The following is a 25,797-nucleotide window of genomic DNA, read 5'->3' on the forward strand; positions in this document are numbered from 1 at the left end:
ACCGCCGTCCGGCGCAGGCATGCTGGGCCGGACAGTCGGACTCGCAACGGGTTCGGCACAGGAGGTGTGTTCGATGACTCTGGCACAGCCACGCCCGGTGACGGCCCCCGTGGCCGATCTCGGCGCGGGCCACGGCCCGGAGTGGATCGACCGCTGGCTCGCCGCGCACGCCGACGACGTCGTCTCCTGGCGTCGGGCCATCCACGCCCGCCCCGAGCTCGCCCGCCGCGAGCACGAAACCACCCGCCTGGTGGCCGAGACCCTGGTCGCCGCGGGCCTGCGTCCCCGGCTCCTGCCCGGTACGGGCCTGGTCTGCGACATCGGCGAGGGGCCGCGCACGGTGGCCCTGCGCGCCGACATCGACGCCCTGCCGCTCACCGAGCAGACCGAGGTGCCCTGGGCGTCCCAGGTGCCGGGTGTCGCGCACATGTGCGGCCACGACGCCCACACCGCCATGGTGCTCGGCGCCGGGCTCGCGCTGGCCGCGTCCCCGGAGGAGCTGCCCGGCCGGGTGCGGCTGATCTTCCAGCCCGCCGAGGAGGTGCAGCCCGGGGGCGCGCTCGACGTCATCGCCGCCGACGGCCTCGACGGGGTCGACCGCATCTTCGCGCTGCACTGCGACCCGCGTCTCGAGGTCGGCAAGGTCGGCACGCGCACCGGGGCGATCACCTCGGCGTGCGACATGCTCGAGCTGCGCCTCACCTCGCCCGGCGGGCACACCTCGCGCCCGCACCTGACCGCCGACCTCGTGCACGCGCTCGGCACCGTGATCACCGGCCTGCCCGACCTGCTCTCCCGCCGGGTCGACCCGCGCTCGGGCACCGTCCTGGTCTGGGGCACCGTCCAGGCCGGCAACGCCACGAACGCCGTCCCGCAGCAGGGCATGCTCGGCGGCACGCTGCGCACCGCCCAGCACGCGACGTGGAACGAGCTCGAGCCGCTGGTGCGCTCGCTGGTCACCGCGCTGCTCGCGCCCACCGGCGTCGGCTACGTGCTCGAGCACCGCCGCGGCGTCCCGCCGGTGGTCAACGACGCCGTCTCGGCCGACCTGCTGGCCCGCGCGGCCGAGCGGGCCGTCGGGCTCGACGCCGCGGTCGGCACCGAGCAGTCCAGCGGCGGCGAGGACTTCGGCTGGTACCTCGAGCACGTCCCGGGCGCGATGGGCCGTCTCGGCGTCTGGTCGGGGTCGGGCGACATGTCCGACCTGCACCAGCCCACGTTCGACCTCGACGAGCGTGCCCTGCCGGTCGGTGTGCGGACGCTGGCGCACGCCGCGCTGGCCACCCTCGCGGGCTGACCCGGACGCATCTGCTTGGCGCGCCCGGCGAACGGTCGGGCACGATGGCGGCCGTGAGCGATGCAACGGTGACCGCCACGGACGTCCCGACCACCGAAGAGGGTGGTCCGGGCGTGTCCGTCGCCCCTGTCCTGCCCCCGGTCACCCGCCGCATCGCCGACGAGCTCGGCGTCGCCGAGAGCCGGGTGCGCGCCGCGGTCGAGCTCCTCGACGGCGGCGCGACGGTGCCGTTCGTCGCCCGCTACCGCAAGGAGGCGACGGACGGTCTCGACGACGCGCAGCTGCGCACGCTCGAGGAGCGCCTGACCTACCTGCGCGAGCTCGAGGAGCGCCGCGCCGCGGTGCTCGAGTCGGTCCGCGGCCAGGGCAAGCTGGACGACGAGCTCGCCGCGCGCATCCTCGGTGCGGAGACGAAGAGCCGCCTTGAGGACGTCTACCTCCCGTTCAAGCCGAAGCGGCGCACGAAGGCCGCGATCGCCCGCGAGGCCGGCCTCGAGCCGCTGGCCGACGCGCTGCTCACCGACCCCACGCACATCCCGCGCACCGCGGCCGGCGCCTACGTCGACCCGGACCACGGCGTGCCCGACCGCGACGCCGCCCTCGACGGCGCCCGCGCGATCCTCGTCGAGCGCTGGGCGGAGGACGCCGACCTCGTGGGCGAGCTGCGCGAGCAGATGTGGCGTCGCGGCCGGCTCACGGCCACCTACCGCGACGGACGCGGCGGCGAGGGCGACACCGCGGCCGCGAAGTTCTCCGACTACGGCGCCTTCGACGAGAAGTTCACCCGCCTGCCGTCGCACCGGATCCTCGCCGTGCTGCGCGGGGAGACCGAGGAGGTGCTGGCGCTCTCGCTGGACCCGCTCGCGGCGGACGACGAGGAGACCGCGATCTCCGACGTCTACCTGTCGCGCATCGCCGCGGCCGTGGGCGTCGCCGACCGCGGCCGACCCGCCGACCGCTGGCTCACCGACGCCGTGCGCTGGGCGTGGCGCACGCGCATCCTGTCCCGCCTGGTCGTCGACCTGCGGGTGCGGCTCCGCGAGGTGGCCGAGGAGGGCGCGGTGCTGGTGTTCGCCGGCAACCTGCGCGACCTGCTGCTCGCCGCCCCCGCGGGCGCCCGACCCACCCTCGGCCTCGACCCGGGCCTGCGCACCGGCGTGAAGGTCGCGGTCATCGACGGCACGGGCAAGGTCGTCGCCACCGACACGATCCACCCGCACGTCCCGCGCCGGCAGTGGGAGGCCTCGCGCACCCGCCTGGGCGAGCTGGCCCGCGAGCACGGTGTCGAGCTGGTCGCCATCGGCAACGGCACGGCCTCGCGCGAGACCCACGCCCTGGTCCGCGACCTCATCGCCCGCGAGCCCGACCTCGGGCTCACCGCCGCGGTGGTCTCCGAGGCCGGCGCGTCGGTCTACTCCGCCTCGGAGCAGGCGTCGGCCGAGCTGCCCGACCTCGACGTGTCACTGCGCGGCGCGGTCTCGATCGCGCGGCGCCTGCAGGACCCGCTGGCCGAGCTCGTGAAGATCGACCCGAAGTCGATCGGCGTCGGGCAGTACCAGCACGACATCGCCGGCACGGCCCTGTCGCGCTCGCTGGACGCCGTCGTCGAGGACGCGGTGAACGCCGTGGGCGTCGACGTCAACACGGCCTCGGCGCCGCTGCTGCGCCGCGTGTCGGGCATCAGCACCGGGCTCGCCACCACGATCGTCGGCTACCGCGACGAGCACGGGCCGTTCGCGTCGCGCACCGCGCTGCGCGAGGTACCGCGTCTGGGCGCCAAGGCGTTCGAGCAGAGCGCGGGCTTCCTGCGCATCTCCGGCGGCCCCGACCCGCTCGACCGCTCGGCGGTGCACCCGGAGTCGTACCCGGTGGTGCACCGCATCGCGGAGTCGACGGGCCTCGACGTCGAGGGCCTCGTGGGCAACACCGCCCTGCTCACGAGCCTGGACCCCGACACCTTCACCGACGAGCGCGTCGGGCGCCCGACCGTCGTCGACATCCTCGCCGAGCTGGACAAGCCCGGACGTGACCCGCGCCCCGAGTTCACCACCGCGGAGTTCGCCGAGGGCGTCGAGGCGATCACCGACCTGACGCCGGGCATGGTGCTCGAGGGCCAGGTCACCAACGTCGCGGCGTTCGGCGCGTTCGTCGACGTGGGCGTGCACCAGGACGGCCTGGTGCACATCTCGGCGATGTCGAGGGACTTCGTCTCGGACCCCCGCTCGGTGGTCGGCCCGGGCGACGTCGTCCGCGTGCGGGTGCTCGACGTCGACGTCGAGCGCAAGCGCATCTCGCTGACCCTGCGCCTCGACGAGGAGCAGCCCGCCGAGACCGGCGGCGCGCGCCCCGGTGGAGCCGGCGGCGGCGGCCGGGGTGGCCGCGGCCGTGGGGGGCGTGGACGTCCGGGTGCCGGGTCGGCGACCGAGGCGACGCCCTCCGACGCCACCACCACCCCGACCGAGGGCGGCGGCGAGCGCCGACGCCGCGGTGGTCGTGGGGGCCGGGGCGGCGGACGGGGCCAGGGCGAGCCGAAGCCCGCCGAGCAGACGCCGGCCGCCCAGGCCACGGCCGCGGAGGCGCCGGCCGAGCAGAAGCCCGCCGACCAGAAGCCCGGCGACCAGAAGCCCGGCGACCAGAAGGCTGCTGACCAGAAGGCTGCTGACCAGAAGCCCGGCGAGCGCGGCGGCCGGGGCCGGCGTGACGGCGGCCGGGGCCAGGGCGGCCCGGGCGAGCGCGGTGGCCAGGGCCGGGACGACCGGGGCAAGGGCGGGGACCGGGCCCGGGGTGGCGACCGCGGCAAGCCCGGCCAGGGCGGTCAGGGGGGCCGCGACCAGCGTGGCTCGCGCGACCGTCGGCCCGCGCCCACCAACGGCGCCATGGCCGAGGCCCTGCGCCGCGCCGGCTACAACAGCTGAGCGACGTCGGTGGCGGAACCCGCGCTGAGCGCGGGTCTCGTCACCGGAGTCAGCTCTCTAGGGCTCCGAGCCGGGCCCTGGGCCGACGGAGCGGCAGGGGCGCTCGCGCAGGGCGCGCACGTAGTCGTCGGGGGCTCCGGCGCCCTCGGCGGCGTCGGAGAGCACCCCGATGTAGCGGGCCGACGGCAGGCCGCCCTCGTAGGCGTCGAGGACGTAGACCCAGGCGAGCTGCGGCCCGTCCATCGTCTGGATGCGCAGCCGGAGCTTCTTGTGCATCCCCAGCTCGCCCCCCTCCCAGCGGTCGAGCTGGTCGACGTCGAGCGGGCTGACGTCGTAGAGCACGACGAACACGCGGGAGTCGGGCTCCTCGACGACGGTGGAGAGGGCGCCCTCCCAACCGAGGTCCTCCCCGCCGAAGGTCAGGCGCCACCCCTCGAGCCACCCCGTCCCCGACATCGGGGAATGGGGCGCCCGTTGCATCATCTGCTCGGGGTCCATGTTGGATCCGTACGCGGCGTAGAGCGGCACGGCGGACAGGGTAGTCAGCCAGGGTGGGCTCCGGCCGCGACCCGGTCCGTCGAGTTCCGGAACACGGTCGGTGCGTACCGGTCGTCGGGGCGGGGGACACTGGGAGTCACCACAGGTTGCAGGAGGAGCACCGCATGACCCGCATCGTCATCCTCGGTGGAGGGCCGGCCGGGTACGAAGCGGCCCTCGTCGCCGCCCAGCACGAGGCCGACGTCACCGTCGTCGAGGAGGACAGCCTCGGCGGCAACTGCGTGGCGTACGACTGCGTGCCCTCCAAGACCTTCATCGCCTCGGCGGGGGTCCGCGCCGGGTTCCGCGCGACGGCCGAGATGGGCGTCGACGTCGACGACCCGCGCGTCGACCTGCCGCGCGTCAACGCCCGTGTGCACGGGCTCGCCCTCGCCCAGTCCGCCGACGTGCGCACGAAGCTGCAGGCCGAGGGCGTGCGCGTCGTGCAGGGCCGCGCGTGGTTCGAGGAGAGCGACCGCAGCAGCGCCACCCACGACGTCTGTATCGCGTACCCCGACGGCTCCACCGAGACGGTCACCGCGGACGTCGCCCTCGTCGCCACCGGGGCGTCCCCGCGCGTGCTGCCCGACGCGCAGCCGGACGGGAAGCGGATCCTGACCTGGCGCCAGATCTACGACCTCGAGGCGCTGCCCGAGCACCTCATCGTGGTCGGCTCCGGGGTCACCGGCGCCGAGTTCGTCTCCGCCTACGCCGAGCTGGGCGTGCCCGTCACGCTGATCTCCAGCCGCGACCGCGTCCTGCCGCACGAGGACCCCGACGCCGCGACGACGCTCGAGGAGGTGTTCACCGAGCGCGGCGTGACGATCGAGCCGCGCTCGCGGGCCGACAAGGTCGTCGCCACCGCCGACGGGGTGCGGGTGACGCTGTCCGACGGGCGGGACGTCGAGGGGTCGCACGCGCTGATGACCGTCGGCTCGGTGCCGAACACCGCCGACATCGGCGCCGCCAACATCGGCCTGGAGCTGCGCGAGAGCGGTCACATCGACGTCGACCGCGTCTCCCGCACCGCGATCCCCGGCGTCTACGCCGCCGGCGACTGCACCGGCCTGCTGCCGCTCGCGTCGGTGGCCGCGATGCAGGGCCGGATCGCCATGTGGCACGCGTTGGGCGAGGGCGTCGCCCCGCTGCGTCTCAAGACCGTCGCCTCGGCGGTGTTCACCCGCCCCGAGGTCGCCACCGTCGGCATCAGCCACGCCCAGGTGGAGAGCGGGGAGTTCCACGCCCGCGAGGTCATCATGCCGCTGGGCACGAACCCGAGGGCGAAGATGTCCGGCCTGCGCGAGGGCTTCGTCAAGGTGTTCTGCCGGCCGGCGACGGGCGTCGTCATCGGCGGGGTGATCGTGGCGCCGGTGGCCAGCGAGCTGATCCTCCCGCTGGCCATGGCCGTGCAGAACAACCTGACGGTGAACGACCTCGCCCACACGTTCTCGATCTACCCGTCGCTCTCGGGCTCGGTCACCGAGGCGGGCCGTCGCCTGATGCAGCACGACGACTTGGACTAGTTCCTGCTGGTCAGCGGCTCTGCACCCGATCGCGCAGCGCGCGCCGGCCGCGGAGGCCGAGCTTCCCGTAGACGTTGCGCAGGTGGTACTCGACGGTCTTGGTCGAGACGAACAGCTCGGCGGCGATCTCGGGGTTCGTCCACCCGCGCCCGACGAGCGTCGTGACCTCCCGCTCGCGGTCGGTGAGGTCGTCGGCCCAGCGCCCGCGGGCCGGAGTGGCCCCGACGGCCGGGTCGGCGGGATCCGCCGCGTCCGCGAGGTCCGCCAGGCAGCGCTCCAGGAACGGGCGGGCGCCGAGGCGGCTGAAGGCGTCCGCCGCGGCGTCGAGGGCGGTCCGGCCCGCGGACCGGTGGCCGGCGAGCACGAGCGTCGTCCCGTACGCGTGGCGCAGCCGCGTCCGGTACCAGCCGGGTTCGCCGCCCTCGGCCGGCAGCGCGAGGCCGGCCTCGAAGGCCCGGCGCGCTCCGGCGAGGTCGCCGAGGGCCGCCGCGAGCCGACCGGCGAGCCAGGCCCGCGCGACCGGCAGGCAGCTGCCCGCCGACGGCACCCGGTCGAGCGCGGCGAGGGCCCGCGCCGCGCTGTCCAGCCGTCCGGTGTCGAGGTGGCTGTCGACCAGCGCCGGGAGCCACCACCCCGAGTACAGCTGGACGCGGTCGGGCTCGACCTCGTCGGGCGTCAGCGCGCTCAGCGTGCTCGCGACGTCCCCGGCGCGGCCCTCGGCCTGCGCGATGGCGGCGTCGGCCAGCGTGAGGTGGATCCGGGGCCCGAGGAAGTCGGCGGCCTCGGCCAGCATCCGGGCGCGCGCCAGGTCGGCGCGCGCGGCGTCGTACTCGCCACGCCCGGCGTGCAGGATCGACGAGAGCGACCAGAGCGTGGCGTGGTCGACGCTGCGTCCGTGGCGCGTGACGGCCTCGACGGCGACCTCGAGCTCGCGGCGGGCGGCGTCCCACTCGCCGAGCAGGTAGTCGCACCAGATGAGGTGGACCTGGGCGGACACCCCGAGCAGGTGGGCGAGCGGGGTGCCCCGGCGCCGGGCGACGACGGTCAGGTCGGCGCACGCCGGGGCGAGCCGGCCGAGGAGCCCGTTGAGGGTGCCGCGCTGGGTGAGGGCGGCGAGCTCGTAGGGGGTGGCGCGCGCCGGCGACGCCGGCAGGAAGGCGAGGTGCTCGAGGCCGCGCACGGGGCCGTCGGTGAGGGCCGTGCCGGCGGCGAGGAAGGCGCGGGCGAGGGGCACCAGCCGGTGCTGCGCGGGGATCTGGCGGCGGGCGTCGTCGGCCGCGCGCACGGCCGCCTCCCCGTCGCCGAGCTGGCAGTGGACGTAGGCCAGCTCGAGGTCGAGGCGCGCGACGGACTCGCCCGGCACCGCCCCGTCGACCATCCCGGCCCGCGCCGCGACCAACAGGTCACGCGAGGCGGTGACCTCGTCGCGGGCGAAGGCCAGCAGCCCGAGCAGCTCCGAGCGCGCCGGACCGTCGGGGAGCGCCTGGATCTCGGCGGTGTGCGTCAGGGCGTGGCCCTCCCGCGCCGCGTGCACCAGCAGGCGGACGCCCTCGGTGAGGCGAGCGGCCCGGGCGCCCTCGTCGGCGCTGCGCGCGGCGGCCCACAGGAGGTACTCCGCCGCCGCGACCAGGGCGCCCTGCTCGAACTCGCCGGTCGCCGCCTTCTCCAGGGCGTCGGCGAGATCGGCGTCGGGACCGTCGGTGCTCCCCACGAGGTGGCGCCAGTGCGCGGTGCCGCCGGTGAGGTCGGCGGCGTGCCGGTGCAGGGCGCGGCGCCGGGCGGCCGGGAGGCTCCCGTACACGGCGTCGCGGACGAGGGCGGACCGGTAGGAGAGGATCTCGTCGGTCTCGTCGACCTGCGCCTCGAGGAGCCCCTCCCGCACCGCCGGGGCGCAGTCCTCGGACACCGTGTCGTGGCCGGTCAGGGTGCGCAGGACGTGCACCGACGCCGGCTCGCCCAGGACGGCCAGGGCCTCGAGCGCCTCCCGGGCCCTCGGCGGGGCGCCGGCCAGCCGCCGCCGCAGGCCCGCGGCGAGCGATCCGGGTGGGCGCGGGCGCCCGAGCCGGTAGCGGCCCGCGAGGTCCCCGTCCGTGGAGTGCCTGTCGGCGAGCACCGCGCGCAGGTACATCGGGTTGCCGTCGGTCTCCTCGCGCAGGCGCGCGACCGTCCACGGCGTCACGTGGGGGTCGATCTCCCGGGCCAGCTCGGCGACCTCGGCGTCGGTGAGCCCGCGGAGGGTCAGCCGCACGGTGTCCTCGGGCCACGCGTCGCCGGGCGGGGGCTCGAGCCAGTCGTCGGGCCGGTCGTGACCGGCGAGCACGGTCATCACGCGCAGCGGGGCCAGGCGGTGCAGCAGGCGCCGCAGCGTCGCCAGCGACTCGGGGTCCGCGCGGTGCAGGTCGTCCGCGACGAGCAGCACGGGTCGGCGGTCGGCCAGGTCCTCGAGGGCCGCGAGCAGCGCCGCCGCCCCCGGGCGCGACGGACCCGTCGGGACGTCGTCGGGCCGGGCGCCGGCCGCGCGGGCGGCCGCGAGGCAGCCCTCGAGCAGCGCGCCGGGACGGCTCACCTCGACGTCGGGGGCCACCGCCCGCACCACGGTCATCCCGTCGGGACCGGCCGGGCCGTCGGGACCCTCGACGTGCCGGCGCAGCCGGTCGACGAGCTCGGACTTGCCGATCCCGGCCGGCCCGGTGATCAGGACCGGGGGCGGGGTGGCGGTGCGGACCCGCCGCGCCACGTCGAGCAGACGGCCGAGCTCGACGCCGCGACCGACACCCTCCACGCGTCCTCCCCCCGGAGCGACGGACGACTAGGGATTCTGCCTGGGGCGAGGGCCTCCGTGGCCGACGACAGTGGACGGTGTCGCCCGAGCGGCCGTCGACGACAGCTCGTCCCGCCCGTCCCCCCCATGGGCGGGGCGCGGAGGTCGGACCGGCACCGACCCGGGCGCCGGCGCGGCGTGCCCGTGTCGGCGCCCTCGTGCCGGGACCGGCCGCTCGGGCGACCTGCCGGTCACACCCAGTCGAAGGTGCGGGTGACCGCCTTCTTCCACTGCGCGTAGGTCTCGTCGCGCAGGGCCGGGTCCATCTGCGGGTTCCAGACCTTGTCCTGGGCCCAGTTGTCGCGGATGTCCTGCTCGGAGTCCCAGAACCCGACGGCGAGCCCGGCCGCGTAGGCGGCACCAAGGGCCGTGGTCTCGGCGACCTGGGGCCGGATGACCTCGACGCCGAGCAGGTCGGCCTGGAACTGCATGAGGACCTCGTTGCCGACCATGCCGCCGTCGACCTTGAGCGTCGTCAGGGGCACGCCGGAGTCGGCGTTCATGGCGTCGATGACCTCGCGGGTCTGGAACGCCGTCGCCTCGAGCACCGCGCGGGCGAGGTGGCCCTTGTTGACGTAGCGGGTGAGCCCGACGATCGCGCCGCGGGCGTCGGCGCGCCAGTACGGCGCGAACAGGCCCGAGAACGCCGGCACGAAGTAGGCCCCGCCGTTGTCGTCGACGCTCTTGGCGAGCTCCTCGATCTCCGGCGCCGACGAGATGATCCCGAGGTTGTCGCGCATCCACTGCACCAGCGAGCCGGTGACGGCGATCGAACCCTCGAGCGCGTAGACCTGCGGGGCGTCGCCGATCTTGTAGCAGACGGTGGTCAGCAGGCCGTTCTTCGACTCGACCTTCTCGGTGCCGGTGTTGAGCAGCACGAAGTTGCCGGTGCCGTAGGTGTTCTTGGCCTCGCCGACGGCCAGGCAGGCCTGCCCGAACGTCGCCGCCTGCTGGTCGCCGAGGATGCCGGCGACCGGGACGTCGCGGAACGTGCCGCGGGCCCGGATCGGGGCGTAGTTCTCCGAGGAGGACCGGATCTCGGGGAGCATCGCCATCGGCACCCCGATCTCCTCGCAGAGCTGCGGGTCCCACTCCAGGGTGTCGATGTTCATCAGCAGCGTGCGCGACGCGTTGGTCGGGTCGGTGACGTGCAACCCGCCCTCGGTGCCGCCGGTGGCGTTCCACAGCACCCAGGTGTCCATCGTCCCGAACGCGAGCTCGCCGCGCTCGGCCCGCTCGCGGGCGCCGTCGACGTTGTCGAGGATCCACCGCGCCTTCGGACCCGCGAAGTAGGTGGCCAGGGGCAGACCCGTCTTCGCGCGGTAGCGCTCGGCGCCGCCGCCGAGGGCGCCGAGCTCCTCGCAGATGGCCTGTGTGCGCGTGTCCTGCCAGACGATGGCGTTGTGGATGGGCTCGCCGGTCGACTTGTCCCAGATGACCGTGGTCTCGCGCTGGTTGGTGATGCCGACCGCGGCGATCGAGGTCGCGTCGAGGTCGGCGCGGGCGAGGGCCCCACCGCAGACCTGGCGGGTGTTGGTCCAGATCTCCGAGGCGTCGTGCTCCACCCACCCCGCCTTGGGGAAGATCTGCTGGTGCTCGAGCTGATCGACCGCGACGACCTGACCCGAGTGATCGAAGATCATGCATCGGGTCGACGTCGTGCCCTGGTCGATCGCGGCGACGTACTGGGTCATGCGAGAGCTCCCTGGCGAGTCGGGACGGACGGAAGGCAGGGGCCGCCGCGGGTCCGGGGGCGGCCGGGGATCAGGTCGCGGAGACCGGGGCGACGATCGCGACGAGCGCGGCCAGCACGGCGCCGATCAGCGGGCCGATCACCGGGACCCACGAGTAGCCCCAGTCGGGGCGCCCCTTGCCGCGGATCGGCAGCACGGCGTAGGCGATGCGCGGCCCGAGGTCACGGGCCGGGTTGATGGCGTAGCCGGTCGGCCCACCGAGCGCCTGGCCGATACCCATGACGACCGCGGCGGCGGCGCCGTAGATCGCCGGGCTGGAGCCGTAGGGGTTGACGAGCAGGAAGAGGACCAGCGCGAACGTCGCGATGATCTCGGTGACCATGTTCCACACCGGCTTCTTGATCGGCGGGTTGGTCGAGAAGATGTTCAGCGTGCCCGAGTTGTCCTCGTTCGCGTCGAACTGCAGCTTGTAGACCAGCCAGGCGAGCGTCGCGCCGACGAAGGCACCCAGGAACTGGCCGATGAGGTACCAGGGCACCTGTGCCCACGGCGTGCCGCCGTTGATGGCGCTCGCGAGGGTGACGGCGGGGTTGATCGCGCCGCCGGACGCGTCGGCGATGCTGGCGCCGGCGAAGACGCCGAAGCCCCAGCCGAAGGTGATGAGCACCCAGGATGCCGTGTCCCCGTCGGCATTGGTGCGGGTGAGGAGGACGTTCGCCACCACGCCGCACCCGAAGAGGAGCAGCACCATGGTGCCGAGGAACTCCGAGAGAATGATGCTTCCAGCGCCCACGACGGCTCCTGTCGGACGGCGACCCGTTACCCCTGATGCCGCGTCCGAAACCCGACCCAGTGGGAGTCGAGGCCGGACGTGATCGTCAGGACGCTAGTGGCGTGTTCCACACGTGTAAACGCTTGCGGCCGATCTCAGGGTGGCGTGGTCCGACTCGGGGCACTCCATGTGGGGGAAGGAGCAGGGAGCTGGCCCGGCTGCACGGTGCTGCAGTGGCGACGGCGCGTTAGCGTGGAACACGAGAGCGTCCTCGGGGGCGCCGGCGCCCGCGGCTCGTCAGCGGCGCGCGGACGGGCCCTGTGCCACCTCGGAGACAGCATCGGCAGAGAGGGGTCGGACGTGGACGCTGGACGAGGCACGCAGGACGGCAGCGCGGCCGGCCCGGACGCCGGGACGGCCGCGCCGGCCGAGGAGCTGGACGCGGCGGCGGAGCCCGCCCGTCTGGGGCCGGGGGACCGGGCGCGGTCGTGGGACCGCCTCGCCTCCGAGCAGTTCGACGTCGTCGTGGTCGGCGGCGGTGTGGTAGGTACCGGGGCGGCGCTCGACGCCGCGACCCGCGGGCTGAAGGTCGCCCTCGTCGAGGCCCGTGACCTCGCCTCGGGCACGTCGAGCCGGTCGTCGAAGCTCTTCCACGGCGGGCTGCGCTACCTGGAGCAGCTGGACTTCGGGCTGGTGCGCGAGGCCCTGAGGGAGCGTGAGCTGAGCCTGACCCGCCTCGCCCCGCACCTGATCAAGCCGGTCAGCTTCCTGTACCCGCTGACCAAGCACTGGGAGCGCCCGTACGTCACGGCCGGCGTCACGCTCTACGACACGATCGGCGGCAAGAGCTCGCTGCCGCACCAGAAGCAGCTGACCCGGTCCGGGGCGCTGCGGATGGCGCCGGCGCTCAAGCGCAGCGCGCTGGTGGGGGCGATCCGCTACTTCGACGCCCAGGCCGACGACGCCCGCCACACGATGATGGTGGGCCGCACGGCCGCCCAGTACGGCGCCGTCGTCCGCACCTCCACCCAGGTCGTCGAGTTCCTCCACGAGGTCGACCGGGTCGCCGGCGTCCGCGTGCGGGACGTCGAGACCGGGCGCGAGACCGACGTCCGCGCGTCGGTGGTGGTCAACTGCACCGGCGTGTGGACCGACCAGATGCAGCACGCCGCGGGCACCCGCGGCCGCTTCCGGGTCAAGGCCTCGAAGGGCGTGCACTTCCTCGTCGCCCGCGACAAGATCCCGTCGGACACGGGCATGATCCTGCGCACCGAGAAGTCGGTGCTGTTCGTCATCCCGTGGCGCAACCACTGGATCGTCGGCACCACCGACACCGACTGGAACCTCGACCTGGCCCACCCCGCGGCCACGCGCAAGGACCTCGACTACCTGCTCGAGCACGTCAACTCCGTGCTGGTGACGCCCCTGTCGCACGACGACATCGAGGGCGTCTACGCGGGTCTGCGGCCGCTGCTGGCCGGGGAGAGCGAGGAGACCTCGAAGCTCTCCCGCGAGCACGCCGTCTCCCGGGTGATGCCCGGTCTCGTGGCGATCGCGGGCGGCAAGTACACGACCTACCGCGTGATGGCCGCCGACGCGATCGACGCCGCGGCCGAGGACATCCCCACCCGGGTCGCGCCCTCGGTCACCGATCGCGTGCCGCTCATCGGCGCGGACGGCTACTTCGCGCTGGTCAACCAGGCCGAGCAGCTCGGGAAGCAGCACGGGCTGCACCCGCACCGCGTGCGCCACCTGCTCGACCGCTACGGCTCGCTGCTGCACGGCCTGCTGGCCATGGGCGACGACGACCCGTCGCTGCTCGAGCCGGTGCCGGCCTCGTCGGACTACCTGCGCGTGGAGATCGCCTACGCGGTCGCCTACGAGGGCGCCATCCACCTCGACGACGTCCTCACCCGCCGCACCCGCATCTCGATCGAGTACGCCCACCGCGGCGTCGACTCGGCCGAGGCCGTCGGGGCGCAGATGGCGACCCTGCTGGGCTGGTCCGACGAGCAGCGCGACCTCGAGGTGCGTTCGTACATCGAGCGTGTGGAGGCCGAGCGCGACTCGCAGTCGGTCGACACCGACGTCGAGGCCGACAAGCTGCGCGTCGCCGCACCGGACCCGCGGGCCCCGAGGCTCGCGGCGCTCGGCACCGGCTGAGAGCGCACCCTCCCGAGGGGGGAGCGAGGGTCACCCTCGCTGCGTCCGGCGCAGTCGAGGACGCCCTCGCTCCGGACGGAGGGGCACGGACGCCGGACGCCCGGCACTGGCTGCGGCCGGTGCCGGGCGCTGTGCTGTCGGTATGACGATCGCGATCCCGGCCGTGACGCTGCTCGCGGGCGTGCTGTCCGCCCTGCTCGCGGGCTTCTACCTCGCGTTCAGCGTGGTGATCATGCCGTCACTGGCCCGCCTGCCCGATCGGGTGCTCGTGTCGGTGATGCAGACGGTCAACCGCGTGATCGTCCGGCCGGCGTTCGTGGTGCTGTTCCTCGGCGCGCCCGGGGTGGCGGTCGTGGCGCTGGTGCTGGCCCTGCTGGCGGGCGCGCCGGTGCTCGCCGTCCTCGTGGGCGCCGTGCTGCAGGTCGCGTCGATCGTCACGACGGTGGCGGTGAACATCCCGCTCAACACCGCGCTCGATCGTGCGGACCCGGACGATGCCGGCGACATCGTCCGGGCCCGCGAGGCCTTCGAGCGTCCGTGGGTGCGCGCGCACCTCGTGCGCACGGCGTTCACCACCGTCGGCGCGGTGGCGCTCCTGCTCTGACGGGGCTCAGTGCCCCGCGACCGGCGCCGGCGAGGTCTCGTCGGTGCCGACGTTCTCGATGTCGGCCTCGGTGCGCTCCGACTTCGGCCGCACCATGAACGAGACGCCGACGGCGATCAGCCCGATGACCCCGGCGGCCATGAACGCGAGCCGGAGGCCGGCCGCGTCCGGCGATCCGGTGGCCGCCGTCGACCCGATGGCCGCGATGGTGACGAAGCCGGCCGTGCCCGCCGCGCCCGCGACCTGCTGGAGCGTCGTGAGGATCGCGCTGCCGTGCGAGTAGAGGTTCTCGGGGAGCACCGAGAGCCCCTCGGTGAGCAGCGGCGTCATCATCAGGCCGAGCGACGCCATGAGCACCAGGTGGACCACGATGACCATCCACAGGGACGCCGAGGCACCCAGTGCGGCGAAGAGCCACATCGAGACCGCGAGCCCGATGGCGCCCGGGATCACGAGCGGCCGGGCGCCGACGCGGTCGAACAGCCGACCGACCGGACGGCCCATGAAGCCGAGCAGCAGACCACCGGGCAGCACGGCGAGGCCGGTGACGGCCGCGCTCGCCCCGAGCACGTTCTGCAGGTAGATCGGCAGCAGGATCGCGCCCGCGCCCAGCAGGGTCATGAACAGCAGGGCCGACAGGATGATCGCGACGACGAACGGCTTGTGGCCGAACGGGCGCAGGTCGAGCAGCGCCGACTCGGTGCGCTGGAGCTTCATCTGGCGCGCGATGAACACGACCAGCGAGACGACGCCGATCACCAGCGCGGCCCACGGCGGGAGCGCGGCGTCGCCGCCGTGCCCGAGCGTGGAGAACCCGTAGACGATGCCGCCGAAGCCCACCGCCGAGAGGGCCACCGAGAGCAGGTCGAGCGGCGTCGACCGGGTCTCACTGGACAGCCTGAAGATCACGAAGCCGACGACGAGCGCGGCCACCGAGAGGGGCAGCACGCTCCAGAACATCCAGCGCCAGTCGAGCGAGGTGAGGATCAGCCCGCCGATGGTCGGCCCGATCGCGGGCGCGACGGCGATGACGATCGAGATCGTGCCCATCGTCGCGCCGCGCCGGTCGGCCGGGATCAGCTTCATGACCGAGGTCATGAGCAGCGGGATCATCACCGCCGTGCCGGTGGCCTGCACGATGCGGCCGGCGAGCAGCAGCGGGAAGCCGGGCGACAGCGCACAGATCAGCGTGCCGAGGCTGAACAGGGTCATCGCGGCCAGGAAGACCTGGCGCGGCGTGAACCGCTGCAGGATGTAGCCGGTGGTCGGGATGACCACGCCCATCGTGAGCAGGAACCCGCTGGTCAGCCACTGCACCGTCGTGGCCGACACGCCGAGGTCACCGGTGAGGTGCGGCAGCGCCACGCTGAGGATGGTCTCGTTGAGGATCATCACGAACGCCGAGACGACGAGCGTCATGATGATCACCATCGGCCGCGCGGACCCACTCGTGGTGGTGGGTCCGGCGGTGTCGGACCCGCCTGGGGTCTGGCCGGTCATCGTTCCCCCTCAGGGCGACGGCCGTGGCGGTCACGGCCGGTCTGGAAGAGCATCACACGGACCCCCGACAGGCGAGCGGTTTACGGACGGGGGCCGGCCGGGCGTGCAGCGACGCCACGCCCGGCGAACGACGGGATCAACGCCTGGTCAGGCGTCCGTGTTCCGGGCCCGGGAGAGATTGCGCCGAGCGCGAACGCCCTACTGCTGGTGGCGGTGGGAGACGAAGGCCACGGCCGCGATGACGATCGGGACGAGGAGGAAGACCCACGGGAACCGCCCGCCGCTCACCGCGAAGAGGAGCGCGGCGGCGACCGGCGTCAGCATCGAGATCATGCCCGCGTGCCGGGCGACGGCGGCCCCGGTCGGCGCCACCAGCTCCGGCAGGTCCGGGGCCGCGGGCGGGCCCGACGGGACCGGGGACGGCGCGGCGGGGGCGCCGGACGGGTACGCCGGGTGCGGCTCCGGCAGGTCCCGGAACAGGGCGTCGAGCTGGGAGCGCGAGCCGGCCCGCGAGGCCGCGGCGCAGCGGTTGGCGTGCTCCTCGCGCTCGAGGCGCCCGGCACGCCGGTGCGCGTCGAGAGCCTCCATGGCGAGCTCCCGCTCGTGCGCCCCGACGTCGGCCATGGAGCAAGTATGCGCCGCGCTCAGCCGGCGTCGGGGATCTCGCAGATCACGGCACCCTGGTTGACGCTGGCGCCGGCCTCGAGGGTGAGGCCGGTGACGACGCCGTCCTTGTGGGCGGTGACCGGGTTCTCCATCTTCATGGCCTCGACGACCACGACGAGGTCGCCGGCCGCGACCGTGTCGCCCTCGGAGACCGCGACCTTGACGACGGTGCCCTGCATCGGCGCGGTGATCGCGTCGCCGGACACCTTCGCGCCGCCGCCGGAGCGCTTGCGCGACTTCTTCTTCGGCGCGGCGCCGCGGCCGCCGCCCCCGCCGCCGATCGCGAGGTCGCCCGGGAGCGAGACCTCGAGGCGCTTGCCGCCGACCTCGACGACCACCGTCTGCCGCGGCGCGGCCTCCTCGTCGTCGTCCTCGGCCGGCTCGGCGGCCTGGAACGGCTCGATCTGGTTGTCGAACTCGGTCTCGATCCACCGGGTGTGGACCACGAACGACTCGGCGCCCTCGGGCGCGGTGAACGCCGGATCCTCCAGGACCACGCGGTGGAACGGGATGACCGTCGGCAGGCCCTCCACGACGAGCTCGGCGAGGGCCCGGCGCGAGCGGGCGATGGCCTGCTCGCGGTCCTCGCCGGTGACGATGAGCTTGCCGACCATCGAGTCGAACTGCCCGCCGATCACGGTGCCGGTCTCGACGCCCGAGTCGACGCGGACGCCGGGGCCGTCGGGGGCGACGAAGCGGGTGACGGTGCCGGGCGCGGGCAGGAAGCCGCGCCCCGCGTCCTCGCCGTTGATCCGGAACTCGATGGAGTGCCCGCGCGGCGTCGGGTCCTCGGAGAACCGGAGCTCCTGGCCCGCCGCGATCCGGAACTGCTCGAGCACCAGGTCGATCCCGCTGGTCTCCTCGGAGACGGGGTGCTCGACCTGCAGGCGGGTGTTGACCTCGAGGAACGAGATCGTGCCGTCCTCGCCCACGAGGAACTCGACGGTGCCCGCGCCCGAGTAGCCGGCCTCGACGCAGATGTCGCGCGCCGAGGTGTGGATGCGCTTGCGCTGCTCGTCGGACAGGAACGGCGCCGGCCCCTCCTCCACGAGCTTCTGGTGACGACGCTGCAGCGAGCAGTCGCGGGTGCCCACGACGATGCAGTGCCCGTGCTGGTCGGCGAGGACCTGCGCCTCGACGTGGCGCGGGCGGTCCAGGTAGCGCTCGACGAACGACTCGCCGCGCCCGAACGCCGAGACGGCCTCGCGCACCGCGGCGTCGAACATCTCGGCGATCTCCTCGCGCTCGCGCGCCACGCGCATGCCGCGCCCGCCGCCGCCGAACGCGGCCTTGATGGCCACCGGCAGCCCGTGCTCGTCGGCGAACGCGATGACCTCGTCGGCGTCGGCGACCGGGTCCTTCGTGCCGGGCACGAGCGGTGCGCCCGAGCGCTCGGCGATCTTGCGGGCGGTGACCTTGTCGCCCAGGTCGCGGATGGCCTGCGGCGAGGGCCCGACCCAGATCAGCCCGGCGTCGATCACCGCCTGCGCGAAGTCGGCGTTCTCGGAGAGGAAGCCGTAGCCGGGGTGCACCGCGTTCGCGCCCGAGTCGCGCGCGGCCTTCAGCAGCTTCTCGACGTCCAGGTAGGAGTCCGCCGCGGTCTCGCCACCGAGCGCGAACGCCTGATCGGCCATCCGCACGTGCGGGGCGTCGCGGTCCGGGTCGGCGTAGACGGCCACGCTGGCCAGGCCCGCGTCGGCACACGCGCGCACCACCCGCACCGCGATCTCGCCGCGGTTGGCGACGAGGACGGTGTGCAGCGGGTCGAACCCCGAGGGGGCGGACGCGGCCATCGGGAGACCTCCTGGGGATCGTCGCTGAGCCGGGGGCGGTCGGGGCAGTGTAGGGGCGGCCGGACGGGCGTCCGCCGGGGTCACTCTCTCGTACTCCGGTCGCCTCCGTGGTTCCTCCCGGGCGTGGTCATGACCACATGCGTGACCACGGGGTGACCGTGTGTTCCCGGTGCCCGGGTGCGGATCACACCGGTTGCGCGGATACCGTCGGCGATCGATGAGGCCTTGGTGGTGGCGGTCCGTGGCCGCGTGCGTGTCCGTGCTGGTCCTGGCGGGCCTCGTCGCGGTGATCGCGGGCGCCGTCGGCGCCGACCGCTCGATCGCCTCGCGCCTCGCCGCGGAGGACGGGGCGGGGACGTCGGAGAGCGACGTGCCTCCCGCGCCCTCCCCGGCCGCGGCGACCGGTTCCGAGGAGCCTGCCGAGCCCTCTGAGTCCCCCGCCGAGCCGGTTGCGGGTCCGGGGCCCGGACGTGTCTCCGACGCGGGCACCGCGACGACCCTGGCCGTCCTTCCCGGCTGGCGGGTGGCGCCGACCCAGGACGTCGTCGAGGTGCCGCCCGGGCGCTTCGAGGGCGCGACGATCCTGCGCCGCGGCGCGGGCACCGTCGTGCTCGTCGGCCTCGCCGACCCCGAGCGGGTACCGCCGCGCGCCGACCCGGCGCGGCCCGACCCCGCCCAGGAGGACGCCCTCGCGGCCGAGGCGCGCCGGCTGGCCGACGCCTACGCCGACCTGCTCGCACCGGGTGCCGAGACCGGCGCCCTCACCGACAACGACGCGGCGATCGCGGACCTGCCGACCCGCACCTCGGTGCGCCGCGTCGAGGGCGGCGCGCTCGACGGCGCCCTGGTGCGCGTCAGCGCCCTCGCCGCACCGGGCCGCACCGTGACGGTGCTGGCGGTCGCGCGGCCGGCGCCGGACATCGACGCCGAGGGTGACGCCGCCGACGAGGTGGTGCGCTCCCTGCGCCTCGACGAGCCGGTGCCCGCGCCCTGACCGGTCCGTGCTCTAGCCGGTGCGCGCCCAGAGGGCGTCGACGCCGATCCCGATCTCGGCGAGCAGGCGCCGGGTCAGCGGCAGGCTCAGACCGACCACGTTCGACGGGTCGCCCTCGACGCCCTCGACGAACCAGCCGCCGCGCCCGTCGAGCGTGAACGCACCCGCCACGGCCAGCGGCTCGCCGGTGGCGAGGTAGGCCTCCAGCTCTCCGGTGGTCGGCACCCCGAAGGCGACGGCCGTGCGGGCGTGGCCGATGACCTCGCGCCCGAGCTCGCCACCGCCGACCGCGACCAGCGCGTGCCCGGTGAACAGCTCGGCGCTGCGGCCGGCCATCTGGTCCCAGCGCCCCCGGGCGGCGTCGACGTCGCGCGGCTTGCCGACGAGCTCGCCCTCGAGGAACAGCATCGAGTCGGCGCCGATGACGATGCACTCGCGCTCGGTCGCGGCGATCCGCGCGGCCACGCTGCGGGCTTTCGCGAGCGCCAGCGCGGTGACGGTGTCGACCGGCTCGGCGTCCGCCCCCAGCTCGGCGAGGAGCGCGTCCTCGTCGACGTCGGACACCTCGACCAGGGGTTCCACACCCGCCGCCCGCAGGATCGCCAGACGGGCCGGGGACGCGGAAGCGAGGACCAGACGCACGTCGCGGAACCCTACGTCGCGCCCGTGGTGCCGGCTGCGGTGCGGTCCACGGTGGGGTCGTGGTGCGGTCCGCGGTGCGGTCCGCGGTGTGGTCCGCAGTGGCGTCCGGCGGCGCCGGGAGCCGGTCCACCCCGACGAGGAGCGACAGGTGAGTCGGGCGCTCGGAGCACCGCCAAGGGCAGACGTCGACGACGTCCAGGCCCGATCACGACGGGGGGTCGGCTCAGAACGGCGGCTCGTCGGGCAGGCGGGCGGCGCGGGGCGGCGGGCCCCCGGGCGGTGGACCAGCGGGTGGTGGTCGGCTGGTGGGGGCGTCGGTCGGGTAGGGGTCGTCGGTCCAGATCGGCTCGTCCGACGCCAGCCCTTCCGGGGCGGTGCTCGAGCGGTACCGGCCCGGCGCGGGGTCCGGGACGTCGGGGATGACGGGGCGGGGCGAACGCTCGTAGGAGTGGCCGGTGGGGCTGGTCCAGACGAACGTCCCCGCCTCGGGCTGGGCGAGGTGCCAGCCGCCCTCGTGCTTGACGCGGTGATCGTGCCGGCACGCCGCGGCGAGGTTCGGGCCCGCCGTGGGCCCGTCGTGGACGACGGCGACCGTGTGGTCGATGTCCGCGGTCAGCGCCGACGCCCGGCAGGGCGGGAACACGCACGTGCGGTCCCGCATCTGGATCCACCGGGCCAGCGCGGCGGGAGGGACGCGTCGTTGCGCGTCGTCGGGCGTGCGGGGCTCGGGTGGCCGCCACACCCCGAGCTGCTCCTGGAGATCGGTCAGCATCGGGACCCAGGCCGGGTGATCGCGGAGGCGCAGGACGGCGAGCTCGGACGCGCGGACGTGCAGCTCGACGACCGGATGCGGCACGACCGGCGGGACGTCGATGGGCGTCGTCGCGTACCCCGGGGGCCGGCGCCGGGTGAGGAGCGCGGCGATCAGCCGGCCCTCCTCGTCGGTGACCGCCACCCGCCACTCCGCCGCGCACAGCTGGCGGGCGAAGTTCCGCGCGAACGGCGCGTGGACGACCCCGTAGCCGGGCAGGAACCCGGGCTTCTCGTCGGCGCCGAGCAGGGTCAGCAGGCCGACCCGGAGCTCGATGCGCGACCGCCGGGTGCCGCCGCCCCGGACGTGGGAGGGGGCATCGCGCTCGTCGTCGGTGCCCTCCGGCTCGGCGCTCTCCGGCTCGGGGTCGTCCGGCTCGGGGTCGTCCGGCTCGGGGTCGTCCGGCTCGGGGTCGTCCGGCTCGGCGTGGCCCGCTCCGCATCCCCGGGGCCGGCCTCGGCGTGGTCGTCGGCTGGCTCACCGGCCGGCCGGGGGCCCGCCGACGTGCACCGGGGTCCGGCGACCGCGGGGATCGGTTGGGCAGGCGTTCGCCGCCACATGGGCCACGAGGGCGTCGTCGTCCCAGCCCTCGGGCCGGGGACTCAGCAGCGCGAGGTAGATGTCGGCGCGGATCGTGTCGATCAGCCCCGGGTGTCCCAGGGCCTTGGCACGCAGGGCGAGCGCCTCGACATGGGCGGTGGAGAGCGCCCCGGCGTCGAGCGGCAGGTCGAGCCCCGAGAGGTTGACCGTGCCCGACCCGGTACGCCGCGCCCGCACCCGCCGCTGGCGGCGGGAGTTCTCGTAGAGCCGCTCCGCCCAGAGGGGGTCGAGCGCGGTGGCCAGCTGCTGCAGGCGCTCGATCAGACCCGCGAGCGTCAGCGCCGGCGCCTCCGGCAGCACCCGGCGCACCACGCTCGCGGCGTGCTCCGCCGAGAGCGAGGACGTCCAGGTGACGCAGAGGCGCACCCGGTCGGTGTCGATCAGCCCGGCGTCCCAGGCGGCCCAGAGCTGGGGGATCGCCTCGATCGCGGTCCGGGCCTGGTGCAGGAGCTTCGACACCCGGGTGCGCGACTCGACGAGCGCGACCCGCAGCTCGTCGGCGCCGAAGTCGCCGTAGCCCTCGCGGCGCCCGCCCGGCAGATCGGGATCGGCGAGCGCCGCCTCGCGGGCGGCGCGGGCGTACCGGGCCTCGTGGTGCGAGAGCTGCCGGCGCCAGGCGAGCGCGAGCGTCACGCTGTCGCGCGGCGACACGGCCCGCGGATCGACCTGCTCCAACAGGGCGCCCAACGTCGCGCCGGGTGGGGTCGTGGCGAGCCCCTCCGGCAGCGATGCGAACACCTGTTCGAACATGACCCGAGGCTAGCGCGCACCCCCGACAACCACGCGCCGTTCAAGAACGCCCATCAGCTCCGGAACCCCGGGTCCGCCTCGTGCACGACCGGCGCCCGTCCCGTGGGCTCCTCCCAGTCCTCCTGCCGGCCCAGCGCCGTGAGGTCGAGCAGGTGGTAGGCGTGCATCATCGCCTCGACCCCGCGGCCGTAGGTGGCGTAGGTGTGGAACACGTCGTCGCCGTCGCGCAGGAACGCGCTGATGCCGGGCTGCTCGCCCACGTAGTCGAGCATCCAGTCGGAGCCGGTCGCGGCGAGCTCGTCGGCGTCGCGGAAGTTGTAGCTCACGGGCGTGACGGAGGCGTCGAGTGTGACGTGGAAGTCGTGGTTGAAGCTGCTGCCCGCCGACGAGTACCAGGGGAACGTCCAGCCCCGGGCGGAGGCGACAGCCTCCAACCGCGGGAACGGCGCCCGCGACACGGCGGCGAAGGCGGTGTCGCGCCGGGCGAGGTGCTCCCGCACGCCCTCGCCGTTGTCGGCGGCCATGGCGCTGCAGCTGTGGCAGGGCACGTCCCACGCCGGATCGAACATGAAGTGCTGCAGCACGAGCTGCCGGTGCCCGCCGAACAGGTCGAGCAGCCCGACCTCGCCGTCCGGACCGGTGAAGCGGTAGTCCGGCTCGACCCGCACCATCGGCAACCGCCGCCGGTCGGCGTTGAGCACGTCCCGTGCCCGTGCCATCTCCTTCTCACGCTCCAGGAGCGCCCGCCGCGCGACCAGCCACTCCTCCCGCGAGACCACGTCCGGTAACGCCATCGTCCTCACCTCGTCCGTCGACTTGCGTGAAGCAAGCACGGTAGGGCGGTGGCTTGCGTCACGCAAGCACTAGAGCTGCAGGACCGCCTGCACGTCGAGGTGGATCTGGATCGTCGAGCCGACGACGGGCACGCCGCGGGCGACCATCTGCTGCCAGTTCAGGGTGAAGTGCTCGCGGTGCAGCGAGGTGGTCGCCGTGGCGCCGATCCGCGTGCCGTTCCAGGTCTGGGTGCCCAGGTAGGTCGTCTCGAGGCGCACGTCGTTGGTGCGCCCGCGGATCGTCAGGTCGCCGTCGATCGTCCAGGAGTTGCCCGCCCGCACGACGAAACGGGTGCTGGAGAACTGCAGCTGCGGGTGCTCGTCGACGGCGAGGAAGTCCTGGGAGCGCAGGTGCGCGTCGCGCTGCGGGTTGTGGGTCTCGATGCTCGCCGCGTCGATGACGACGTCGATGCTCGAGTCCTCGATGTCCTCGGCGATCTGGATCGACCCGCGGAACCGCGTGAACTGCCCGTAGACGCGGGAGAGCGCGATGTGGCGGGCCACGAACCCGAGCCGGCTGTGGGCGTCGTCGATCACCCACTCGCCGGGCGACGGGCGCGTGCTGCCCTGGTCGGCGTTGAGGATCAGGGCGCCGAGGGCGGCGTGCTCACCCCGTCCGACGACGATGTCGCGGGTCAGGGCGCTGTAGCCGCCGAGGCTCGCGCGCAGCGTGTACGAGCCGCTGGGGACGGCGGCGGTGTAGAAGCCGAACGGGTCGGTGGGCGACTCCGTGACCACGCGCCGCAGGCCTTCGCTCTCGACGATCGCGACCGTCACCCCGGGGAGGGGGCGGCCCTCGACGTTGCGCAGCTGGAGGCTGACGAGCCCGCCGGTGGGCGGGATCGGCATGAGGGCGTGGTCGGAGTCGCGGTAGGACTCGCCCCCGATCGGTGTGCGACGTCGTCGGCGCAGCAGGGCCATCAGGTCACCGGCCCGCTCTCATCGGGGCCGGGCCGAGGCTCGCCAGCCGCCGGGGCCGGGGTGGACGGGGGCGCGGACGAGGTCGACGTGGCGCGCCCAGCCCGACGTCGGCGTCGGGTCCGGGGCCTCGTCGTCGCTGCCGCCGGCCGCCGCGGCCAGCACGGCCGTCAGCGCCGCCAGCTCCGCCGCGTCGGGCTCGCCGCGCACGATCCGCAGGACGGGTCGAGAGTGCGTGGCGTCGTCGTCCCCACTCACAGCCACACCTCCGCGTTCGCTGCGCTCACAGCCACACCTCCGCGTTCGCTGCGCTCACAGGGGAACATTCCCGTGCTTGCGCGGCGGCAGCGTCTCGCGCTTGGTCTCCAGCATCCGCAGCGAGCGGGCCACGTATCCGCGGGTGTGGGACGGCGGCACGACGGCGTCGACGTACCCGCGCTCGGCCGCGACGTACGGGTTGGCCAGCGTGTCCTCGTACTCCTGCTGGAGCTCGGCGCGACGGGCCTCGACGTCGCCACCGGAGTCGGCCACCTTCGCCAGCTCCTTGCGGTACAGGATGCTGACCGCGCCGGACGCCCCGGTGACCGCGATCTGCGCGGTGGGCCAGGCGATGTTGACGTCGGCGCCGAGGTGCTTGGACCCCATGACGTCGTAGGCGCCGCCGTAGGCCTTGCGGCAGATGACCGTGACCAGCGGGACCGTCGCCTCGGCGTACGCGTAGATCAGCTTCGCGCCGCGCCGGATGATGCCGTTGTACTCCTGGTCGGTGCCGGGCAGGAATCCCGGGACGTCGACGAAGGTCAGCACCGGGATGTTGAACGTGTCGCACGTGCGCACGAACCGCGCGGCCTTCTCGCTGGCCCCGATGTCGAGGCAGCCGGCGAGCTGGGTCGGCTGGTTGGCGACGATGCCCACCGGGCGGCCCTCGACGCGCCCGTAGCCGGTGACCATGTTGGCCGCGTAGAGCGCCTGGACCTCGAGGAAGTCGCCGTCGTCGACGATGCGGGTGATCGCCTCGCGGATGTCGTACGGCTGGTTCGGCGAGTCCGGCACGAGCGTGTCGAGCTCGAGGTCGGTCTCGGTGATGCCGTCCGGGACCGAGCCCACCTCCTCCTCGCCCGGGATGCGCGGCGGGTCGGTGAGGTTGTTCGACGGCAGGTAGCTCAGCAGCTCCTGGACGTAGGAGATCGCGTCGTCCTCGTCGGAGGCCAGGTAGTGCGCGTTGCCCGAGGTGGCGTTGTGGGTGCGGGCGCCGCCGAGCTCCTCGAACCCCACGTCCTCGCCCGTGACGGTCTTGATCACGTCCGGGCCGGTGATGAACATGAACGACGTCTCGTCGACCATGATCGTGAAGTCGGTGAGCGCCGGGGAGTACACCGCGCCGCCGGCCGCCGGCCCCATGACCAGCGAGATCTGGGGGATGACGCCCGAGGCGTGCACGTTGCGCCGGAAGATCTCGCCGTAGAGCCCGAGGGCGACGACGCCCTCCTGGATGCGCGCGCCGCCGCCGTCGTTGATGCCGACGACGGGGCAGCCGATCTTCATGGCCACGTCCATGACCTTGACGATCTTCTCGCCGTAGACCTCGCCGAGCGCCCCGCCGAAGACCGTCGCGTCCTGGGAGAACACGCACACCGGGCGGCCGTCGACGGTGCCCTGGCCGGTGACGACGCCGTCGCCGTACGGGCGGTTCTGCTCGAGGCCGAAGTTGGTGGACCGGTGCCGGGCCATCGCGTCGAACTCGAGGAACGAGCCCTCGTCGAGCAGCAGGTCGAGGCGCTCGCGGGCGGTCTTGCGGCCCTTGGCGTGCTGGCGCTCGACGGCGCGCTCGCTGCCGGCGTGGATGACGTCGTCCTGCCGCCGGTGCCAGTCGGCGAGCTTGCCCGCCGAGGTGTGGACGTCCGGCTCGCCCGAGGCGTCATCCGGCTCCGGCAACGGCTCCGTCGCGGCGGTCATGGCCCGGC

20 protein-coding genes are annotated in these 25,797 nt (G+C 74.3%); 6 read left to right on the plus strand and 14 right to left on the minus strand.

Annotated features, from left to right (window positions below; all coding sequences use genetic code 11):
- Nucleotides 1-73 precede the first annotated feature (73 nt).
- Nucleotides 74-1,297 (plus strand): amidohydrolase, encoded by a 1,224-nt coding sequence (locus tag PH191_RS02225; protein WP_274193000.1) that lies wholly within the window; start codon nt 74-76, stop codon nt 1,295-1,297.
- A gap of 131 nt (nt 1,298-1,428) precedes the next feature.
- Complete coding sequence (locus tag PH191_RS02230; protein ID WP_274193656.1) at nt 1,429-4,212, plus strand: Tex family protein; 2,784 nt, start codon at nt 1,429-1,431, stop codon at nt 4,210-4,212.
- A gap of 57 nt (nt 4,213-4,269) precedes the next feature.
- Here PH191_RS02230 and PH191_RS02235 read toward each other — a convergent pair whose 3' ends face one another.
- Nucleotides 4,270-4,740, minus strand: a complete 471-nt coding sequence (locus tag PH191_RS02235; protein WP_274193001.1) for a gamma-glutamylcyclotransferase family protein — start codon at nt 4,738-4,740, stop codon at nt 4,270-4,272.
- 134 nt (nt 4,741-4,874) lie between these two features.
- On the opposite strand from PH191_RS02235, the gene PH191_RS02240 reads away from it, so the two are divergent.
- Nucleotides 4,875-6,272: an NAD(P)H-quinone dehydrogenase gene (locus PH191_RS02240; protein ID WP_274193002.1), complete on the plus strand. Its 1,398-nt coding sequence runs from the start codon at nt 4,875-4,877 to the stop codon at nt 6,270-6,272.
- Between the two features lie 10 nt (nt 6,273-6,282).
- Here the strand turns inward: PH191_RS02240 and PH191_RS02245 are convergent, their stop codons facing one another.
- The 3 genes from PH191_RS02245 to PH191_RS02255 all read right to left on the minus strand — a co-directional run bounded on the left by PH191_RS02245 (nt 6,283) and on the right by PH191_RS02255 (nt 11,580).
- Complete coding sequence (locus tag PH191_RS02245) at nt 6,283-9,054, minus strand: helix-turn-helix transcriptional regulator (RefSeq protein ID WP_274193003.1); 2,772 nt, start codon at nt 9,052-9,054, stop codon at nt 6,283-6,285.
- Nucleotides 9,055-9,284: 230 nt separating this feature from the next.
- On the minus strand, nt 9,285-10,787 hold the full coding sequence (gene glpK, locus PH191_RS02250) for a glycerol kinase GlpK (RefSeq protein WP_274193004.1): 1,503 nt from the start codon (nt 10,785-10,787) through the stop codon (nt 9,285-9,287).
- A 70-nt stretch (nt 10,788-10,857) separates the two neighbouring features.
- Nucleotides 10,858-11,580 carry an MIP/aquaporin family protein gene (locus PH191_RS02255; RefSeq protein ID WP_274193005.1) on the minus strand — a complete coding sequence of 241 codons (723 nt, stop codon included), beginning with the start codon at nt 11,578-11,580 and terminating at the stop codon, nt 10,858-10,860.
- A gap of 414 nt (nt 11,581-11,994) precedes the next feature.
- Here PH191_RS02255 and PH191_RS02260 point away from each other — a divergent pair, with 414 nt between their 5' ends.
- Nucleotides 11,995-13,722 (plus strand): glycerol-3-phosphate dehydrogenase/oxidase, encoded by a 1,728-nt coding sequence (locus PH191_RS02260; RefSeq protein WP_274193657.1) that lies wholly within the window; start codon nt 11,995-11,997, stop codon nt 13,720-13,722.
- 142 nt (nt 13,723-13,864) lie between these two features.
- Nucleotides 13,865-14,326, plus strand: coding sequence for an anthrone oxygenase family protein (locus PH191_RS02265; protein ID WP_274193006.1), 462 nt, complete (start codon nt 13,865-13,867; stop codon nt 14,324-14,326).
- Nucleotides 14,327-14,332: 6 nt separating this feature from the next.
- On the opposite strand, the gene PH191_RS02270 is transcribed toward PH191_RS02265, so the two are convergent.
- From PH191_RS02270 to PH191_RS02280, 3 genes are all read right to left on the minus strand, one after another.
- Nucleotides 14,333-15,745: an MDR family MFS transporter gene (locus PH191_RS02270; RefSeq protein ID WP_420791737.1), complete on the minus strand. Its 1,413-nt coding sequence runs from the start codon at nt 15,743-15,745 to the stop codon at nt 14,333-14,335.
- A gap of 279 nt (nt 15,746-16,024) precedes the next feature.
- On the minus strand, nt 16,025-16,450 hold the full coding sequence (locus PH191_RS02275) for a DUF1707 SHOCT-like domain-containing protein (RefSeq protein ID WP_274193007.1): 426 nt from the start codon (nt 16,448-16,450) through the stop codon (nt 16,025-16,027).
- Nucleotides 16,451-16,470: 20 nt separating this feature from the next.
- Nucleotides 16,471-18,285: an acetyl/propionyl/methylcrotonyl-CoA carboxylase subunit alpha gene (locus PH191_RS02280; protein WP_274193008.1), complete on the minus strand. Its 1,815-nt coding sequence runs from the start codon at nt 18,283-18,285 to the stop codon at nt 16,471-16,473.
- Nucleotides 18,286-18,538: 253 nt separating this feature from the next.
- Between PH191_RS02280 and PH191_RS02285 the strand changes: the two genes are divergently transcribed.
- Entirely contained in the window at nt 18,539-19,279 is a 741-nt protein-coding gene (locus PH191_RS02285) for a hypothetical protein (protein ID WP_274193009.1), read from the plus strand.
- A gap of 12 nt (nt 19,280-19,291) precedes the next feature.
- Here PH191_RS02285 and PH191_RS02290 read toward each other — a convergent pair whose 3' ends face one another.
- From PH191_RS02290 to PH191_RS02320, 7 genes are all read right to left on the minus strand, one after another.
- Nucleotides 19,292-19,921 (minus strand): Maf family protein, encoded by a 630-nt coding sequence (locus PH191_RS02290; RefSeq protein WP_274193010.1) that lies wholly within the window; start codon nt 19,919-19,921, stop codon nt 19,292-19,294.
- A 223-nt stretch (nt 19,922-20,144) separates the two neighbouring features.
- Nucleotides 20,145-20,876, minus strand: a complete 732-nt coding sequence (locus tag PH191_RS02295) for an HNH endonuclease signature motif containing protein (RefSeq protein WP_274193011.1) — start codon at nt 20,874-20,876, stop codon at nt 20,145-20,147.
- Nucleotides 20,877-21,209: 333 nt separating this feature from the next.
- A complete protein-coding gene (locus PH191_RS02300; protein WP_274193012.1) occupies nt 21,210-22,082 on the minus strand; it encodes a 13E12 repeat family protein in 873 nt (290 codons plus the stop codon).
- A gap of 53 nt (nt 22,083-22,135) precedes the next feature.
- The gene (locus PH191_RS02305; RefSeq protein ID WP_274193013.1) at nt 22,136-22,876 is read right to left on the minus strand and encodes a DUF899 domain-containing protein; all 741 of its coding nucleotides are present in this window, start codon (nt 22,874-22,876) and stop codon (nt 22,136-22,138) included.
- Between the two features lie 69 nt (nt 22,877-22,945).
- Complete coding sequence (locus tag PH191_RS02310; protein ID WP_274193014.1) at nt 22,946-23,836, minus strand: YceI family protein; 891 nt, start codon at nt 23,834-23,836, stop codon at nt 22,946-22,948.
- A gap of 18 nt (nt 23,837-23,854) precedes the next feature.
- Complete coding sequence (locus tag PH191_RS02315; protein WP_274193015.1) at nt 23,855-24,091, minus strand: acyl-CoA carboxylase subunit epsilon; 237 nt, start codon at nt 24,089-24,091, stop codon at nt 23,855-23,857.
- 54 nt (nt 24,092-24,145) lie between these two features.
- Nucleotides 24,146-25,789 carry an acyl-CoA carboxylase subunit beta gene (locus PH191_RS02320; protein WP_274193016.1) on the minus strand — a complete coding sequence of 548 codons (1,644 nt, stop codon included), beginning with the start codon at nt 25,787-25,789 and terminating at the stop codon, nt 24,146-24,148.
- Between the last annotated feature and the right edge of the window lie 8 nt (nt 25,790-25,797).

This window comes from Actinomycetospora callitridis, assembly GCF_028737265.1.
GTDB classification, from domain to species: domain Bacteria; phylum Actinomycetota; class Actinomycetes; order Mycobacteriales; family Pseudonocardiaceae; genus Actinomycetospora; species Actinomycetospora callitridis.

Bases quoted from the DNA above. Each gene is read 5' to 3' on its own strand.
- PH191_RS02225 (WP_274193000.1), top strand. From the start codon at position 74: ATGACTCTGGCACAGCCACGCCCGGTGACGGCCCCCGTGGCCGATCTC.
- PH191_RS02240 (WP_274193002.1), top strand. From the start codon at position 4,875: ATGACCCGCATCGTCATCCTCGGTGGAGGGCCGGCCGGGTACGAAGCG.
- glpK (WP_274193004.1), bottom strand. From the start codon at position 10,787: ATGACCCAGTACGTCGCCGCGATCGACCAGGGCACGACGTCGACCCGA.
- PH191_RS02265 (WP_274193006.1), top strand. From the start codon at position 13,865: ATGACGATCGCGATCCCGGCCGTGACGCTGCTCGCGGGCGTGCTGTCC.
- PH191_RS02270 (WP_420791737.1), bottom strand. From the start codon at position 15,745: ATGACGCTCGTCGTCTCGGCGTTCGTGATGATCCTCAACGAGACCATC.
- PH191_RS02275 (WP_274193007.1), bottom strand. From the start codon at position 16,450: ATGGCCGACGTCGGGGCGCACGAGCGGGAGCTCGCCATGGAGGCTCTC.
- PH191_RS02280 (WP_274193008.1), bottom strand. From the start codon at position 18,285: ATGGCCGCGTCCGCCCCCTCGGGGTTCGACCCGCTGCACACCGTCCTC.
- PH191_RS02300 (WP_274193012.1), bottom strand. From the start codon at position 22,082: ATGTTCGAACAGGTGTTCGCATCGCTGCCGGAGGGGCTCGCCACGACC.
- PH191_RS02305 (WP_274193013.1), bottom strand. From the start codon at position 22,876: ATGGCGTTACCGGACGTGGTCTCGCGGGAGGAGTGGCTGGTCGCGCGG.
- PH191_RS02310 (WP_274193014.1), bottom strand. From the start codon at position 23,836: ATGGCCCTGCTGCGCCGACGACGTCGCACACCGATCGGGGGCGAGTCC.
- PH191_RS02320 (WP_274193016.1), bottom strand. From the start codon at position 25,789: ATGACCGCCGCGACGGAGCCGTTGCCGGAGCCGGATGACGCCTCGGGC.